General features: G+C 64.6%; 16 protein-coding genes. 12 read left to right on the top strand and 4 right to left on the bottom strand.

From position 1 onward, the window contains the following. Positions 1-4: 4 nt before the first annotated feature. The 3 genes from F3H98_RS32275 to ruvB are packed head-to-tail and all read left to right on the top strand — an operon-like array spanning position 5 to position 1,721. Positions 5-289, top strand: a complete 285-nt coding sequence (locus tag F3H98_RS32275) for an AbrB/MazE/SpoVT family DNA-binding domain-containing protein (RefSeq protein WP_149759467.1) — start codon at positions 5-7, stop codon at positions 287-289. Continuing rightward, a complete protein-coding gene (locus F3H98_RS07270; RefSeq protein WP_149759466.1) occupies positions 286-684 on the top strand; it encodes a type II toxin-antitoxin system VapC family toxin in 399 nt (132 codons plus the stop codon). Before F3H98_RS32275 ends, F3H98_RS07270 begins: the two co-directional genes overlap by 4 nt. Continuing rightward, positions 681-1,721, top strand: a complete 1,041-nt coding sequence (ruvB, locus tag F3H98_RS07265) for a Holliday junction branch migration DNA helicase RuvB (RefSeq protein WP_149759465.1) — start codon at positions 681-683, stop codon at positions 1,719-1,721. The genes F3H98_RS07270 and ruvB overlap by 4 nt, the downstream gene beginning before the upstream one ends. A gap of 8 nt (positions 1,722-1,729) precedes the next feature. On the opposite strand, the gene F3H98_RS07260 is transcribed toward ruvB, so the two are convergent. The 3 genes from F3H98_RS07260 to F3H98_RS07250 form a co-directional block, all read right to left on the bottom strand. Continuing rightward, positions 1,730-2,407, bottom strand: coding sequence for a hypothetical protein (locus F3H98_RS07260; RefSeq protein ID WP_149759464.1), 678 nt, complete (start codon positions 2,405-2,407; stop codon positions 1,730-1,732). Beyond that, a complete protein-coding gene (locus F3H98_RS07255; RefSeq protein WP_149759463.1) occupies positions 2,404-3,387 on the bottom strand; it encodes a hypothetical protein in 984 nt (327 codons plus the stop codon). Before F3H98_RS07255 ends, F3H98_RS07260 begins: the two co-directional genes overlap by 4 nt. Before the next feature lie 105 nt (positions 3,388-3,492). Continuing rightward, the gene (locus F3H98_RS07250; protein ID WP_149759462.1) at positions 3,493-4,743 is read right to left on the bottom strand and encodes a glycoside hydrolase family 5 protein; all 1,251 of its coding nucleotides are present in this window, start codon (positions 4,741-4,743) and stop codon (positions 3,493-3,495) included. A gap of 40 nt (positions 4,744-4,783) precedes the next feature. Here F3H98_RS07250 and ybgC point away from each other — a divergent pair, with 40 nt between their 5' ends. The 9 genes from ybgC (at position 4,784) to ftsH (ending at position 15,276) form a co-directional block, all read left to right on the top strand. Further along, on the top strand, positions 4,784-5,263 hold the full coding sequence (gene ybgC, locus F3H98_RS07245) for a tol-pal system-associated acyl-CoA thioesterase (protein ID WP_149759461.1): 480 nt from the start codon (positions 4,784-4,786) through the stop codon (positions 5,261-5,263). Between the two features lie 490 nt (positions 5,264-5,753). Further along, positions 5,754-6,470 carry a protein TolQ gene (gene tolQ / locus F3H98_RS07240; protein ID WP_149759460.1) on the top strand — a complete coding sequence of 239 codons (717 nt, stop codon included), beginning with the start codon at positions 5,754-5,756 and terminating at the stop codon, positions 6,468-6,470. An 11-nt stretch (positions 6,471-6,481) separates the two neighbouring features. After that, positions 6,482-6,940: a protein TolR gene (gene tolR, locus F3H98_RS07235; protein ID WP_149759459.1), complete on the top strand. Its 459-nt coding sequence runs from the start codon at positions 6,482-6,484 to the stop codon at positions 6,938-6,940. A gap of 3 nt (positions 6,941-6,943) precedes the next feature. After that, the gene (locus F3H98_RS07230; protein WP_149759458.1) at positions 6,944-8,002 is read left to right on the top strand and encodes a hypothetical protein; all 1,059 of its coding nucleotides are present in this window, start codon (positions 6,944-6,946) and stop codon (positions 8,000-8,002) included. A 38-nt stretch (positions 8,003-8,040) separates the two neighbouring features. Continuing rightward, on the top strand, positions 8,041-9,357 hold the full coding sequence (gene tolB, locus F3H98_RS07225; protein WP_149759457.1) for a Tol-Pal system beta propeller repeat protein TolB: 1,317 nt from the start codon (positions 8,041-8,043) through the stop codon (positions 9,355-9,357). Positions 9,358-9,743: 386 nt separating this feature from the next. Beyond that, positions 9,744-10,250, top strand: a complete 507-nt coding sequence (gene pal, locus F3H98_RS07220; protein WP_149759456.1) for a peptidoglycan-associated lipoprotein Pal — start codon at positions 9,744-9,746, stop codon at positions 10,248-10,250. A gap of 255 nt (positions 10,251-10,505) precedes the next feature. After that, positions 10,506-11,561 carry a tol-pal system protein YbgF gene (gene ybgF / locus F3H98_RS07215; protein ID WP_149759455.1) on the top strand — a complete coding sequence of 352 codons (1,056 nt, stop codon included), beginning with the start codon at positions 10,506-10,508 and terminating at the stop codon, positions 11,559-11,561. Next, the gene (gene tilS, locus F3H98_RS07210; protein ID WP_342211603.1) at positions 11,548-13,224 is read left to right on the top strand and encodes a tRNA lysidine(34) synthetase TilS; all 1,677 of its coding nucleotides are present in this window, start codon (positions 11,548-11,550) and stop codon (positions 13,222-13,224) included. Before ybgF ends, tilS begins: the two co-directional genes overlap by 14 nt. A 111-nt stretch (positions 13,225-13,335) precedes the next feature. Then, positions 13,336-15,276 (top strand): ATP-dependent zinc metalloprotease FtsH, encoded by a 1,941-nt coding sequence (gene ftsH, locus F3H98_RS07205; RefSeq protein ID WP_149759454.1) that lies wholly within the window; start codon positions 13,336-13,338, stop codon positions 15,274-15,276. A 115-nt stretch (positions 15,277-15,391) separates the two neighbouring features. On the opposite strand, the gene F3H98_RS07200 is transcribed toward ftsH, so the two are convergent. Continuing rightward, the gene (locus F3H98_RS07200; RefSeq protein ID WP_149759453.1) at positions 15,392-15,763 is read right to left on the bottom strand and encodes a hypothetical protein; all 372 of its coding nucleotides are present in this window, start codon (positions 15,761-15,763) and stop codon (positions 15,392-15,394) included. Positions 15,764-15,805: the final 42 nt, after the last annotated feature.

Below are 15,805 nucleotides of genomic sequence, written 5' to 3'. Positions count from 1 at the left end.
TTCGATGGGATATCAATCGAAAGTCACTTCAAAAGGCCAGACGACAATTCCGCAAGAGGTGCGTGAGTATCTCAAACTTAAACCCGGCGATCGTATCAACTATGTCCTCGACAATGGCCTGGTCCGGCTGATCCCCAAGAATCGCAGCATCGCCGACCTTGCTGGATTCCTGGGTAAACCGCCCAAGGGGGCGGGCGCGACACTTCAGGATTTCGACAATGCAATCGGCGATTACATCGCCGAAGATCATGAACGCATTCGCCGGCAGTGGAACGAGGGGCGCGAATGAACGCGGTCGATACCAATGTTCTGATTCAATACATCGTCAACGACGATGCCGAACAGTTCGCGAAAGCGGAAGCTTTTATGAAGGGCCGTAATTCGGATGATCCGGCTTTCATCAGTTTGATCGTACTTGTTGAGCTGACATGGGTTCTTCGACGCCTCTACCGCTACTCCCGTGAGCAGGTTCATGCGGTTCTGCTGTTGATCGTGGAAACCGCCGGACTGCTCATTGAGGATGAATTTTTTGTCTCGACGCTGATAAGCCGCGGAGCAGCTCTCAAAGATGAACTCGCCGACCACCTGATTGCTCACTCGGCCTTGAAGGCTGGCTGCGTGCGGACGGTTACGTTCGATCGCGAGGCAGCGGCGCGTATCCCTACGATGGAACTTCTCTCGTGAACCTTTCCCCCCGCCTCATCTCCCCCGACAAACGCGGCGAGGACGTTGACACCACCTTGCGCCCGCAGTCGCTCGACGAATTCGTCGGGCAGGCGGCTGCGCGCGCCAATCTGAAAGTTTTCATCGAGGCCGCCAAGGGTCGCGGCGAGGCGCTCGACCATGTGCTGTTCGTCGGGCCGCCCGGCCTAGGGAAGACGACGCTGGCGCAGATCATGGCGCGCGAGCTCGGCGTCAATTTCCGTTCCACCTCCGGCCCGGTCATCGCCAAGGCGGGCGACCTCGCCGCACTCCTCACCAATCTCGAGGAGCGCGACGTGCTCTTCATCGACGAGATCCACCGGCTCAACCCGGCGGTCGAGGAAATCCTTTATCCGGCGATGGAGGACTACCAGCTCGACCTGATCATCGGCGAGGGGCCGGCAGCGCGCTCGGTCAAGATCGACCTGGCCAAGTTCACTCTGGTCGCGGCCACCACGCGGCTCGGCCTGCTCACCAATCCGCTGCGCGACCGTTTCGGCATTCCGGTGCGGCTCAATTTCTATTCGGTCGACGAACTGGAGCAGATCGTGCGGCGCGGCGCCCGCATCCTCGGCATGCCGCTTGGCGACGACGGCGCGCTGGAAATCGCCCGCCGGGCGCGCGGCACGCCGCGCATCGCCGGCCGGTTGCTTCGCCGCGTGCGCGATTTCGCTGCCGTTGCCGGCGACGGCCATGTCAACCGCCAGATCGCCGACGAGGCGCTGTCCAGGCTGGAGGTCGACGCGCTCGGCCTCGATTCGCTCGACCGGCGCTACCTGTCGATGATCGCCATGAACTTCGGCGGCGGCCCGGTCGGCATCGAGACCATCGCGGCCGGCCTGTCGGAACCGCGCGACGCCATCGAGGACATCATCGAGCCCTACCTCATCCAGCAGGGCTTCATCCAGCGCACGCCGCGCGGCCGCGTGCTGACGGCGAGCGCCTGGAAACACCTTGGCCTGGAAGCGCCGCGCGACCTGGCGGTCACGCAGATCAGCCTGTTCCAGGAAGAGGATTGAGCCCGGCTTCAATTCTCTTCCACCGGAAACGGTGTCGGCTCCCAGATTTTGGCCATGCCTTTCGGCAGTTTAGCGATGCGCATCGCCTCCCACTCGGCAAGTTGCCGGGCGATACCCGCCCGGTCGCCCGCATCGAGAAGCGGGCCGAGCGCATCGACCACGGAAGATACTTCCTTTTCCGCGAAGCCCGGTATGCACCATAAGGAGCGGCGATTCCTGAGATCGTCCAGCTTGGCGCGGGCGGCGGCCAGATCGCCGCGCGCCGCGTGGAGCGAGACCCCGCGCAACTCGTCGATTTCGAAATCCCGATGCGGGATCGGCTTGGTGCGGAGATAGGCCACCATGTCGTCGAGGGTTTCGATGCTGCGGAAAAGCGGCAGGATGTCGCGTTCGATCTGCTTCACGAATTGCGCCGGCGCTTCCGGGTCGTTCCAGTAGAAGAGGCCGGGCGTTTCACGGTGAATGATATCTCCCCAATTCAGCGGAAAGAAGCCGACCGGTTCGCAGAAATGCGTCACCGCCCATTCAGGCGCAAAATAGTTGTCATGCTCGCGGCTCAAAATCACGATACCGCGCAGCACATGCCGGATCGGCTTCATCATGATCCAGCGCCCCACGACCGCGATGTCCGGATGCCCGGCCAGGAGCGGCATCAGATGCTTCTTGATCAGGGCGTTGGCGCTCATTCGAAGGGCCTTATCTCGATGACGATGATTGGACGGCCGTACTTCGCCAACCTGACGCCAAACTCAAGCGTTCGCGCCTTGCTCAGGCCACGCCGCCCGGTCTTGAGGTCATAAACGCAGATCGGACCAGTACCATGGTCTTCCAGAACATCGACACGAACGGCATTACTGAAGGGTGCTTCCTCGATTTTCTTTGTCAATGATCGTTCGGGTCGAAGGGATGGATCCCCGAGATCGCGGATCTTATGACTTAACCGCGTATGAACGGCAGTGCCGTAAACAGCCGGGTTCGGATAGGTGCCGGCTGCCCTTGCCTCCACGCTTGCTTCGTCGGCAAGGCGTTGCACAGTGTCGAGCCTGCTGCAGACGGCAGCCGTGTCGGCGCGCGACAGCATACCGACGAAGTTTACAGTCGGTAATGTCGAGTCAGGCTCGAACTCCGTCGCGGTAAAGGCAAGACAGGCGCGCTGCTCGGGAGAGTTGCCGGCCGTGAGCCGATTGTACAGGTGTCGGGCAGCCTCAAAAGCGTCGACGGCCTCACGCGCCGGCAAACCCGCTTGTTGAACAATGGGCAAGCTTTCCGGGCCGGCGGGCGTCCAGATCGCTTTGCTGATTGGACGGCCCTTGCCATCGAACACACTCTGTACGGCGCCTTCCGTCTCGAAGACGAATCTCTTGCCGTTCGCCAGGGTGACGGTGTGGCGGCTTCTAGGGTCTGCGATGGAATGTCCGGCGCCAAACCGGGTTACGATTCTTGCGCGGTCGGCAGTTCGGAACGTGGATTGCCGGGGGTTATCGCTTCCCCCCGCTCCGGTGTCCGTCCATTGTCCGCCGTCGGGATCGCCTGCGGGCACGCGCGGCTGGCTGGGATTGAACCCGGCTTTCATACCAAGGCGGAGAAGTTTTATATCGACATCAAGGCTCGCCAGCGCCGATTGTATTTCCTTGATCCTGGATTGGTCACTCGCAGGTTCCTGCATATGCCCTCCACGAAAAGAGGTCGAATATACAGGAAAATAATCCTACAATCAATAGGCGAGAATCTTAACCACGGCACGCGGCCGGGCGGGCAAATAAGCCACCCCCTACCTCAGCCCCCTGACCGCCTCCATCACGTCGCCTTCCGCTTTCCTGCCCTCGAATTCGTCGACGATGCCGAAGGCGCCGCCGTAACCCCAGATCGCCCAGGCGAAGCCGTGGCGTTCGGCGCGGCCGATCATGTCTTTCACATAGGCCGCGCGGGAGGCACCGGGCATCACGAACGGGTTGCCATATTCCTGGCGGATCATGCCGAACTCGCCGAGGAAAATGTTTTGGGAAGCAACCCCATGTTTTTTCGCCCAGGCGTCGACGGCGTTGAACGGTTCATCGAGCACGCCGTCGAGTTTTTCCCGCGTGTCCACCGTGGCGATCTGCTCGTCGAGATAGGCGAGCATCCCGGCGCGGCGCAGCAGCGGCGCCTCGGCCCTGATTTTCTGGCGCACCGCTTCGAGTGCTGCGTCCAGTTCGGCGCGCGGCACGGAATGCGGCGGGTAGGGCAGGCCGGTGACATAGCGGATGAAATCGCCGGCCCAGGTGGCGCCCTGAGTGGTCAGCAGGAACGGCTGGTAGGAATGGAACGTCCAGATCAAATTGTCGTCGGGAAATTCCCGGGGATCGATTTTTGCAAGGCCCTCGGCGCCCGCCCAGCAGGCGCCGGAAAGCACCAGCGTCAGCCGCGTCGCCGAGGCGCGCGCCGCAGCGTAGAGCCGCTTCAGGCGCTCGGGCCACAGATTGGTGCCGTCCTCGGCGCAATCCAGCAGCGGTTCGTTCATGAGTTCGAACGCCACCAGCGCCGGGTCTTCCCCTGAAAGCGTCTTGGCCATGTTGCGCACCGTCTCGACATAGCGGTCGAACATGGCGGGGTCGCTCATCACCTCGTCCATGCCGACCGAGCGACCGCCGCCGGTCGGAATGAGATGCAGGTCGACAACGGCCTTCAGGCCGGCGCGATTGACCATGCGCACGGAGTCCAGCACCGAAGCGTGGAGTTTTTCGCGCAGGGCGGCGGACGTCGCGGAAAGCAATGGCGCCGGGTCGACCGGGATGCGGACGAAGTCGAAACCGGCCTCCTTCAGCGTGGCGAGTTCGGCGTCACCGACGCTCTTGCGCCATTCGGGGTAAGGCAGGATCACCGCCTCGTCGCCCCACTGCTTTTCATCCGGCCATGTCACCCAGATGTCGAGGTTGATGCCGCGTTTCATGGAGAAGGTTGCCGCCGCAGTGGGCGCGGCCAGGCAGGCCAGCAGCGCCAGCGCCAGAAGACAGTTCTTGATCGTCGCCGCCAATAGTGCCATCGGGTCTCCCTGTCAGGTCAGCCGGAAAAAGGAAAGCGCGATGGCGGATCATGGTGAACGGGACTTGCTGATGGCCGGCCTTTCCGGGGCGCTGACGCCGTTTGGCCACCGCATCATGGCGCGGGTCTATTTCGCCGACACGGATTTTTCCGGCGTCGTCTACCACGCCCGCTATCTCGAATTCTTCGAGCGCGGCCGCTCGGATTTTCTGCGGCTTGCCGGCGTTCATCACACCGAGCTCGCCGAGGGCAAGCACGGCGAGAGACTGGTCTGGGTGGTGCGCCGCATGGAAATCGATTTCCGCGGCTCGGCGCGCATCGACGACATCCTGACCGTCGACACCCGCACCGAGGCGATTTCCGGCGCGCGCATCTTCATGGCGCAGCAACTGAAGCGAGGCGAGGAAGTGCTGGTCGAGGCCAAGGTCGAAGCCGCCATCATCGGCGAAAACGGCCGGCCGCGGCGTTTCCCCAAGGAGTGGGTCGCGGCGTTCATGCCGACAGAACTCCCTCCCGCTTGAGGGCAGGGTCGATCCGCGCGCGGATCGGGGTAGTTTCGGCTCCGCCTGTCTCCCTCCCCTCGATGGGGAGGGTGGCCCGAAGGGCCGGGTGGGGTGACCTTGCTACCGCTTCCACCCCCTCCGCCTCGCTTCGCTCGGCACCTCCCCCATCGAGGGGGGCGAGGAGGCCGTCCGCAACGCCGCGGTTCCTCCCCTGCGCAGCGGGGGAGGGGGACGCCGAAGGCGGTGAAGGGGGCATACGCGACAGCACTTGCCCCCGCTCATGAGCGCCCTTCTTCCTAACTCATCCTTAACCTTAACGGTCCATGAAGAAATCGGTGAAGGTTGGCGGGAATCCGCGCGCCTTCCTTTCACCAAATTTCGCCCCGAAAAGGCCCGCCACGGCGCATTTTGGGGCACTTTCCGGAAGCTTCGCGCGGACGGGCCATTTCGGAGTGATGCGCATGGGCCAGCGGCTAAGCCGAAACCCGGTATCTTAAGGACGGTTCAAATGGAAAACATCGCACTCGCCGAGCCGGGCGCACAATTGTCGATCTGGGCCCTGTTCTGGCAGGCCGGCTGGGTGGTGAAACTGGTGATGCTCGGCCTGCTCGCCGCGTCGATCTGGACGTGGGCGATCATCGTCGACAAGCTGATCGCCTATAACCGCATGCGCAGCGCCCTCAACCGCTTCGAGCAGGTGTTCTGGTCCGGGCAGTCGCTGGAAGAGCTCTACCGCACGCTCGCCGACCGCAAGACCACCGGCATGAGCGCCATCTTCGTGGCCGCCATGCGCGAGTGGAAGAAAAGCTTCGAGAAGGGCGCCAAGTCGCCGCTGGCGCTGCAGACGCGCATCGACAAGGCGATGGACCTGGCGCTGACGCGCGAGATGGAGCGGCTGGAAGGCAAGCTCGGCTTCCTCGCCACCATCGGCTCAGCCGCTCCCTTCATCGGCCTGTTCGGCACGGTGGTCGGCATCATGACCTCGTTCCAGGCCATCGCCGGCTCGAAGTCGACCAACCTTGCCGTCGTCGCTCCCGGCATCGCCGAGGCGCTGCTGGCCACGGCGATCGGCCTGCTCGCGGCCATTCCGGCGGTCATCGCCTACAACAAGCTGTCATCAGACGCGGGCAAGCTCGCGGTGCGCATGGAAGGGTTCTCGGATGAGTTCTCCGCCATACTCTCGCGCCAAATCGATGAAAAAGTCGTCGCCCAGAAGGCGGCGTGAGGTAGGCACGGATGGGAATGTCAGCCGGACAGACGGGCGGACGCGGAACCCGCGGCCACAGGCGCCGTGGCCGCCATCACCGCCTGATGTCGGAAATCAACGTGACGCCGTTCGTCGACGTCATGCTGGTGCTTCTGATCATCTTCATGGTGGCCGCACCCCTGATGACGGTCGGCGTGCCGATCGACCTGCCCGAAACGCAGGCCAAGGCGCTCAACTCCGAAACGCAGCCGATCACCATCTCCATCAATGAGGCGGGCCAGATCCATATCCAGGAAACCGAGATACCGCTCGAGGAAGTCGTGGCCAAGCTCGGCGCCATCGCCAAGGCCGGCTATGAGGAGCGCATCTATGTGCGCGGCGACAAGACCGCCGACTACGGCACCGTGATGCGCGTCATGGCCCGCATCCAGGCCGCCGGCTACAACAAGATCGGCCTGGTCACGCTGCAGGAACAGGAAACCCAGTAGGAAATGAAGGCCGGCCTCACCACATCGGTCGTCATGCACGCCACGCTGCTCGGCTTCGGACTGTTTTCGCTGTCCGCGCCGAAGGCGTTCGAGGTTTCGGATGTCGAGGCGCTGCCGGTGGAGATCATCTCGATCACCCAGATCCAGCAGGGCGACAAGAAGGCGCCGAAGGCCGAGAGGCCGGCACCGAAGCCGACGACCAAGCCGGCCGATGTGCCCGACGCCCAGAAGCTCGGCGACAACAAGCTCGACACGTCGGCGCCACCGACACCGACGCCGACGCCCAAGGAAGTGAAGGCGGCCGCTGCCCCGCCGCCGGCGCCCGAGCCGCTGCCGCAGCCCGCCGACCAGCCGAAGCCCGAGCCCGAGCCCGTCAAGCAGGCCGAGCCGAAGCCGACGCCGGTTCCGGCCACCGAGGTTACGCCGCAGCCGCAGCCCAAGCAGGAGGTCAAGCCGGATCCGGTCGCCGAAACGATCGTCGCCGACAATGCCGAGGCCGAGGCCGTCAAGCTGCCTGAAAACGCGCCGTCGCCCGCCGCGCGCCCGCAGCCGCCCAAGGCCGAGACCGCCAAGGCGCCCGACCGCAAGGATACCGAGAAGCCCGCGGAAAAACAGGCGGCCAAGCCGAAATCCGAGGAAAAGGATTTCAACGCCGACGAGGTCGCCGCGTTGCTGAACAAGGAAAAGGCTTCGGGCGGCGGCGCCAAGCGCTCGACCGACCAGGCCGCTCTTGGCGGCGATAGGACCACCGGCGGTTCGACGCTGTCGCAGAGCGAGATGGACGCCCTGCGCGGCCAGGTGCAGAAATGCTGGAACATACCGGCGGGTGCTGCCGATGGCGGCAACCTCCGGGTCTCGGTGCAATTCAGGCTGGATCGCGCCGGCGCACTCGAAGGCAGTCCTGAGATCATCTCGGGTGGCGGAGCGAGCGGTGTCGAGCGCGCTGCGGCGGAAGCTGCCCGCCGTGCCGTGGCGCGCTGCGCCCCCTACAATCTTCCCGCTGACAAATACGACGCCTGGGCCGACGTGATTGTCAATTTCGATCCCAGCGAGATGTTCTGACGAGCACCGCTAGACAGGTACTGAAGAGGCTGAACCGAATGATGAAATTCCTGAAGACGATGCTTTTGATCGGCGCCATGGCTGCCGGCATGAGTGCCGCGGTCACGCTGCCGGCGCGCGCGCTGGTCGAGATCGACGTCAACAAGGGCAACATCGAGCCGTTGCCGATCGCCATCACCGACTTCCTGTCGGGCGATTCGATGGGCGCCGACATCGCCGGCGTCGTCGCCGCCGACCTCAAGCGCTCCGGCCTGTTCGCGCCGATCGACAAGGCCGCCTTCATCGAGAAGATTTCCAATCCCGATGTCGCGCCGCGCTTCGAGGACTGGAAGGTCATCAACGCACAGGCGCTGGTCACCGGCCGCGTCACCCAGGAAGCCGACGGCAGGCTGCGCGCCGAGTTCCGCCTGTGGGACACCTTTGCCGGCCAGCAGCTTTCCGGCGAGCAGTTCTTCGCCAACAAGCAGAACTGGCGGCGCGTCGCGCACATCATCGCGGATGCGATCTACGAGCGCCTGACCGGCGAGAAGGGCTACTTCGACACCCGCGTCGTCTTTGTCGACGAGTCCGGCAGCAAGGCCAAGCGCAAGAAGCGTCTGGCGATCATGGACCAGGACGGCGCCGGCCAGCGCTATCTTTCCGACGGTTCCTCGATCGTTTTGACGCCGCGCTTTTCGCCGAGCCGCCAGGAAATCACCTACATGTCCTACGAGAGCGGCCAGCCGCAGGTCTATCTGCTGCAGATCGAGACCGGCCAGCGCGAGCTCGTCGGCAATTTCCCCGGCATGACCTTCGCGCCGCGCTTCTCGCCGGATGGCCAGCGGGTGATCATGAGCCTGCTGCGCGACGACGGCAACTCCAACATCTTCGCGATGGACCTGCGCAGCCGCAACACCACGCGGTTGACCAATTCCAACTCCATCGACACCTCGCCCTCCTATTCGCCGGACGGCAGCCGGGTGGTGTTCACCTCCGACCGTGGCGGCCGCGCGCAGATCTACGCGATGGGCGCCGACGGCTCGGGCCAGACCCGCATCTCGTTCGGCGACGGCACCTATTCGACGCCGGTGTGGTCGCCGCGCGGCGACCTCATCGCCTTCACCAAGCAGTCGGGCGGCGAGTTCCAGATCGGCGTCATGAAGACCGACGGCTCGGGCGAACGCATCCTGTCGACCGGCTTCGCGCAGGAGGGCCCGACCTGGGCGCCGAACGGCCGTGTCCTGATGTTCTTCCGCGAACCCGCCGGCGGCGGCGGACCGCGGCTCTATTCCATCGACCTGACCGGCCGCAACGAACAGGCGATCCCGACGGCGAATTTCGCGTCCGACCCCGCGTGGTCGCCACTGCTTGAATGAGCATGATCCCGAAAAGTGGAACCGGCCAGCCCGCGTGTGGAACCGGCCCGGTACAACCATAAACAGTGCAAAAAAGGGGCCGCAAAGGCCCCTTTTCACATCCGCGCCGCGTTTACGCCTCATTTCAGCCTACGGTGCGCGCCAACCAGAGCGCCGCGCGTCCTTTCTGGACGCGCAAAGGACGCTCTGAGGTTTTGAATCTATGCATCGTGCTTTCCGAAAATCGGGTCCGATTTTCGGGCCGATGCAATAGAGCCGGGGACTTGTCATGCCCGACAGGGGTAGCGGCAAACGGAAAATTAACCGTGTTTGTTGAGCGCCGGTTAACCGCAACGTGGTTACTGGTTGATCAACGAAATCGTTAGAATACGAAGGAGAGGGCGGGTATGCGCCGCATTGCTAAACTCACAACAAATCCGCTCGTCATCGCTGTTGTCGCCACCCTGGCGATCGCCGGCTGCGCTTCCAAGAAGACGCCGAACAGCGCCGCCGATCTCGGCCTCGGCGCCGGAGCCGCGACGCCGGGCTCGGCCCAGGACTTCACCGTCAATGTCGGCGACCGCATCTTCTTCGACACCGACTCCTCGTCGATCCGCGCCGACGCCCAGGCGACGCTTTCCAAGCAGGCGCAGTGGCTGAACCAGTACGGCAACTACCGCATCACCGTCGAAGGCCATGCCGACGAACGCGGCACCCGCGAATACAACCTGGCGCTCGGCGCCCGCCGTGCCGCCGCCGCCCGCGACTACCTGATCTCTCGGGGCGTCGCCGGCCAGCGGCTGAAGACCATCTCCTACGGCAAGGAACGCCCGGTCGCGGTGTGCGACGACATCTCCTGCTGGAGCCAGAACCGCCGCGCCGTCACGGTGCTCAACGGTGCTGCCGGCAGCTGAGGCTTTTCGGCCACGGTAACGATCAAAGGCGGCCGTTTCGGCCGCCTTTTTCGTCAGAGCATTTTGCAGCCGGCTGGAACAGCCCGGCGTCGCACAAATGCGGCTAAAACAGCACAGTGGAGCGGAATGCACGTTCAGCCTGAATGCATTCCGCCCCAGTAAACAAAATTTGGCCGAAGTCTCCAGTCCTGATAAAAGCCGGGAAGCCGCGTTCGGCGCGGCCGTTTGGCAATTTTTTCCAGGACACAAAATCTGATGAAATTTCGAACATTATTGGGGGGCATCGTCGCTTTGCCGCTTCTTGTGGCGGCGGCGTCCGCGAACGATGCCGCGCCGCCGAGGCCGGGCATCCAGTTGCCGGGCGTCTTCGTGCCGCTACCTAAAGTCTTCCAGCGCGACAGCGCTCCCGAAAACCAGCCGATGCGGATGGCCCAGGCGGGCGATCCGCGGGTGACGCAGCTCGAAGAGCAGATCCGCCAGCTTTCCGGCACCATCGAGGAGCTCAACTTCCAGATCCTGCAGATGCAGGAGCAGATGCGCAAGATGCAGGAAGACAACGAGTTCCGTTTCCAGGAGCTTGAAGGCAAGCGCTCCGACGCCGGTGGGGGCGCCAAGCCCCGCGCCACGACCCAGGCGCCGCGCACCGAAAACACCGCCCCGCCCGCGGCGGGGGCCGGCGCCGTCGCCTCGACGCAGACGGACACGCCGCTGGCGGGCGGCACAGCCGCCGCGCCCGCCCCTGGCGGTGAAAAGACGTTCGGCACCATCACCTTCGACCGCGACGGCAATGTCACCGGCGGCAGCGTCGGCGACAGCGCGATGGTCGGCGGCAGCCTTCCCTCGGGCGGCCAGCCGGCAGCCGACCCGGCCGACCCGTCGGCCGGTGCGGTGGCAGACGGCACCGTGGTGGCAGCACTTCCCTCGACCAGCGATCCGGAAGAACTCTACCGCAATTCCTACCAGTTCATCCTCTCGGGTGACTACGGCACCGCCGAAGCCGGCTTCCGCGACCACATCGCGCGCTTCCCCAAAGACGCCAAGACGCCCGACGCGCATTTCTGGCTCGGCGAGGCGCTGCTCGGGCAGAAGAAATACCGCGACGCGGCGGAAGTCTTCCTCGCCGCCAACAAGAGCTACCCGAAATCCAAGAAGGCGCCGGACATGCTCTTGAAGCTCGGCGTGTCGCTGGTCGGCCTCAACCAGCGCGACGTCGCCTGCGCGACCTTCAGCGAAGTGGGCAAGCGTTATCCCGACTCGTCCGCCGCGCTCAAGGAGCGCATCAAGCAGGAGCAGGCGCTTGCGGCGTGCTGACGCCAGCCAGGCTGCCATGATCGCCGGAACCGACACGACCTTCCGGCCCGAACCCGAACTTCTCCAGCTTTTCCCGGCCATCGAGCTCTCCGGACGTCATGCGCTCGTCGCGGCGGTCTCCGGCGGCAGCGACTCGCTCGCTTTGCTTTTCCTGACGAAGACCTGGCTCGAAGCCGCCGCACCCGGCGTGCGGCTCGTCGCGGTCACCGTCGACCATGGGCTGCGGCCCGAATCCGCTGCCGAGGCGCGGGATGTGGCCGCACTCTGCGCGCGACACGGCATCGCGCACCGCACCATGCGCTGGCAGGGCGCCAAGCCGGCGAGCGCCATCCAGGCTTCGGCGCGCGTCGCGCGCTACCGGCTGCTGGCCGAGGCGGCGGCAGCCGCCGGCACGGACATCGTGCTTGCCGGCCACACGGTCGACGACCAGGCCGAGACCGTGGCGATGCGAGGCGCGCGCGGCGAGGGCCGTGGGCTCGCCGGCATGGCCCCGGCGACGCTCTTCGAAGGCCGGACCTGGATCGTGCGGCCGCTGATTGCCGCGCGGCGCGAGGCGCTGCGGAATTTCCTCCGGCAAAACGGCATCGGCTGGGCCGAAGACCCCAGCAATGTCGATCGGAAATACGAGCGCGCGCGGGTGCGTTCGGCGCGTGAACAGATGGCCGCGACGTCTCAGTCCTCCCTCTCCCCGTCCCTACGGGGAGAGGAGCAATCGCATATGGATGGTCGACCCCCACTCCGGTTTGCTTTGCAAACCACCTCTCCCCCGCTCGACGGGGGAGAGGAAGCGCCGGCCGCTACGGAGGGGCTCCCTTCCTCTCCCTCCGGAGGGGGGAGAGGTGGCCTGAAGGGCCGGAGTGGGGGAAGACAGGACCCATATGCGATTACCCCGCTGCGAGGAGGGGGTGATAAGCGTGAGGGGCAAGTACACGCCGCGGCCGTAAGGGTCGCGCTTGGCAAGGCGGCGGCCGCACTCATCCGCGCTCACGCGCGGCTTGCAGCACCCGGCCTCATCGCGCTCGACCGTGCCTTTGCCGCTGCCGACAACAAGGACGCGGCGATCTATGCGCTGCGCATCCTCCTCGCTTCAGCCGGCGGTAGGGAGCAGCTTCCCGATCTTGCACGCAGCGCCACGCTTTTCGGCCGTCTCGGCGACGCAGGGTGGCGCGCTACATTGTCGCGGGCCGTCGTGGATACACGGCGCACCGGCATCTTTCTGCACCGCGAGCGGCGAGGGCTGCCCGAGCCGACGAAGCCGTATGACGGGATGATCTGGGACGGCCGCTACCGCATCGAAACCCTCACGGACGCCGGGCAGATCGCGATCGCGCCCTTCGGAGGCGAGAACGCCCGGCAGGCGAAGCTTGCCGGCATTGACGCTCCCGAAAGCCTGGTCCGGGCGGCGCTGGCTTGTGAACCAGCGGTTGGCTGGAGGCTATTCGCGACGCTGACGCCTCCCTCTCCCCGTCTTGAGCTTGTCGAAGGGTCACGGGAAGAGGGCCGGGGTGAGGGGCAATCGCCCGAGATCACCGCAATCCCCCTTGTCGCACCCTGGGCGCAGTTCCTGCCGTCGTTCGACCTCGCGGCGGCGCGCGCATTGGCCGAATTGCTCTGTTGCGAAGCTCTGCCCGGCCTGCCATTCGTGGGACACAATGAAGGATAAGCTTTAACCGAGACACCGGGTTACGCTTGGCAAGGGCAGGCGTCCTCCCTATGTTACGAACGACACCTCACACGGACGGGTCCCGCATCCGGGACGCCCACGGGACATTTGATGAATCCGAATTATCGCAATCTCGCGCTCTGGGCGATCATCGCCGTACTTCTGATCGCTCTCTTCAACCTTTTCCAGGCTCCGCAGCAGCGCGGCGCCACCCGCGAGATCGCCTATTCGGAGTTCCTGCAGGAGCTCTCCGGCGGCCGCGTCAAGGCGGTAACGATCGCCGGCGACCGCATCTCCGGCACCTATATCGACAATGCAAGCGGCTTCCAGACCTATTCGCCCGGCGATTCCACGCTGGTGCAGCGGCTTGAAGACAAGGGCGTGACGATCAATGCGCGGCCCGAGACCGACGGATCGAGCTCGATCTTCGGCATTCTCCTGTCGTGGCTGCCGATGATCCTCATCCTCGGAGTGTGGATTTTCTTCATGCGCCAGATGCAGTCCGGTTCCGGCCGGGCCATGGGCTTCGGCAAGTCCAAGGCCAAGCTTTTGACCGAGGCGCATGGGCGCATCACCTTCGGCGATGTCGCCGGCGTCGACGAGGCCAAGGAAGACCTCGAGGAGATCGTCGAGTTCCTGCGCGACCCGCAGAAGTTCCAGCGGCTGGGCGGCAAGATCCCGCGCGGCGTGCTGCTCGTCGGCCCTCCCGGCACCGGCAAGACGCTGCTTGCCCGCTCGGTCGCGGGTGAAGCCAACGTGCCCTTCTTCACCATTTCCGGTTCGGACTTCGTCGAAATGTTCGTCGGCGTCGGCGCCTCCCGTGTGCGCGACATGTTCGACCAGGCCAAGAAGAACGCGCCCTGCATCATCTTCATCGACGAAATCGACGCGGTCGGCCGCCATCGCGGCGCCGGCCTCGGCGGCGGCAACGACGAGCGCGAGCAGACGCTGAACCAACTGCTGGTCGAGATGGACGGCTTCGAGGCCAATGAAGGCATCATCCTGATCGCCGCCACCAACCGGCCCGACGTGCTGGATCCGGCGCTGTTGCGCCCGGGCCGCTTCGACCGCCAGGTCGTGGTGCCCAACCCCGACATCAACGGCCGCGAGAAGATCCTCAAGGTTCACGTCCGCAACGTGCCGCTGGCGCCGAATGTCGACCTCAAGGTCATCGCGCGCGGCACGCCGGGCTTCTCCGGCGCCGACCTCGCCAACCTCGTCAACGAGGCTGCCCTGATGGCGGCGCGGCGCAACAAGCGCCTGGTCACCATGCAGGAGTTCGAGGACGCCAAGGACAAGGTGATGATGGGTGCGGAGCGCCGCTCCAGCGCCATGACCCAGGCCGAGAAGGAACTCACCGCCTACCACGAGGCCGGCCACGCCATCCTGGCGCTCAACGTGCCGTCGGCGGACCCGCTGCACAAGGCCACCATCATTCCGCGCGGTCGCGCGCTCGGCATGGTCATGCAGCTGCCGGAAGGCGACCGCTACTCGATGAGCTACAAATACATGATTTCCCGCCTGGCGATCATGATGGGCGGCCGCGTCGCCGAGGAGTTCAAGTTCGGCAAGGAGAACATCACGTCTGGCGCCTCCTCCGACATCGAGCAGGCGACCAAGCTGGCGCGCGCCATGGTGACGCGCTGGGGCTTCTCCGACAAGCTCGGCCATGTCGCCTATGGCGACAACCAGGAAGAGGTGTTCCTCGGCCATTCGGTGGCGCGCACGCAAAACGTCTCGGAAGAGACCGCGCAGATCATCGACGCCGAAGTGCGCCGGCTTATCGACGAGGCCTATTCCACCGCCAAGACGATCCTGACCAAGAAGAAGAAGGACTGGATCGCGCTCGCCGAAGGCCTGCTCGAATACGAGACGCTGACGGGCGAGGAGATCAAGCAGCTGATCGCCGGCCAGAAGCCGTCGCGCGATCTCGGCGACGACACGCCCACTTCGCGCGGCTCGGCCGTGCCGAAGGCCGGCGGCGCCAGCGGCGGCCGCAAGAAGAAGGGTCCCGAGCCCGAAGGCGGCATGGAACCGCAGCCGACAAGCTGAGCCTGCTCACAAGCTTTGAAATGAAAACGCCGCTGGAGAAATCCAGCGGCGTTTTTGTCTGCGGTCCTCTCCCCGTTTACGTGGGAGAGGATGCCGGCAGGCAGTCGGGGGGCGGTTACTCACCAACCTGCACCACGACATGATCCGGTTCGGTTTCGTGGTTCGCCCAGATTCGGATGCGGGTTTTCACGCTGTCCGTCCGGATCGACATCAGTTCCGGATAATTGGCATCGAACAGCAACACCTTTTTTCGAGGTGTTTCGAGGAACGCTTCGACGTGCGGTTCGGTGTAATGCAAGAAGTCTGCGGCTCGACCAAGATGGATTTCGACGTCGCCGTCCTGCCACATACGGCATCCGACATTGATGCATTTTTCGTCAGCGGCGAAGGCATGCCCGTCCACGGAGCAAGGCACATGGACCCTGCGCGAGCCGGCGATGTAGAAACTGTTGAATTCGAGGGGAACTATACAGAAGACCGCGCTCATCGTCCGTTCTCACGCAGGAAGGTCGTGAGCGTGGCCCCAAAT

The sequence above is a fragment of the Neomesorhizobium albiziae genome (genome assembly GCF_900114255.1).
GTDB classification, from domain to species: Bacteria; Pseudomonadota; Alphaproteobacteria; order Rhizobiales; family Rhizobiaceae; genus Neomesorhizobium; species Neomesorhizobium albiziae.
This window is presented reverse-complemented; position numbering and strand designations above follow the sequence as displayed.

Coding starts and splice junctions, on each gene's coding strand:
- F3H98_RS32275 (WP_149759467.1), top strand. CDS start 5: ATGGGATATCAATCGAAAGTCACTTCAAAAGGCCAGACGACAATTCCG.
- F3H98_RS07270 (WP_149759466.1), top strand. CDS start 286: ATGAACGCGGTCGATACCAATGTTCTGATTCAATACATCGTCAACGAC.
- F3H98_RS07260 (WP_149759464.1), bottom strand. CDS start 2,407: ATGAGCGCCAACGCCCTGATCAAGAAGCATCTGATGCCGCTCCTGGCC.
- F3H98_RS07255 (WP_149759463.1), bottom strand. CDS start 3,387: ATGCAGGAACCTGCGAGTGACCAATCCAGGATCAAGGAAATACAATCG.
- F3H98_RS07250 (WP_149759462.1), bottom strand. CDS start 4,743: ATGGCACTATTGGCGGCGACGATCAAGAACTGTCTTCTGGCGCTGGCG.
- ybgC (WP_149759461.1), top strand. CDS start 4,784: ATGGCGGATCATGGTGAACGGGACTTGCTGATGGCCGGCCTTTCCGGG.
- tolQ (WP_149759460.1), top strand. CDS start 5,754: ATGGAAAACATCGCACTCGCCGAGCCGGGCGCACAATTGTCGATCTGG.
- tolR (WP_149759459.1), top strand. CDS start 6,482: ATGGGAATGTCAGCCGGACAGACGGGCGGACGCGGAACCCGCGGCCAC.
- F3H98_RS07230 (WP_149759458.1), top strand. CDS start 6,944: ATGAAGGCCGGCCTCACCACATCGGTCGTCATGCACGCCACGCTGCTC.
- tolB (WP_149759457.1), top strand. CDS start 8,041: ATGATGAAATTCCTGAAGACGATGCTTTTGATCGGCGCCATGGCTGCC.
- pal (WP_149759456.1), top strand. CDS start 9,744: ATGCGCCGCATTGCTAAACTCACAACAAATCCGCTCGTCATCGCTGTT.
- ybgF (WP_149759455.1), top strand. CDS start 10,506: ATGAAATTTCGAACATTATTGGGGGGCATCGTCGCTTTGCCGCTTCTT.
- ftsH (WP_149759454.1), top strand. CDS start 13,336: ATGAATCCGAATTATCGCAATCTCGCGCTCTGGGCGATCATCGCCGTA.
- F3H98_RS07200 (WP_149759453.1), bottom strand. CDS start 15,763: ATGAGCGCGGTCTTCTGTATAGTTCCCCTCGAATTCAACAGTTTCTAC.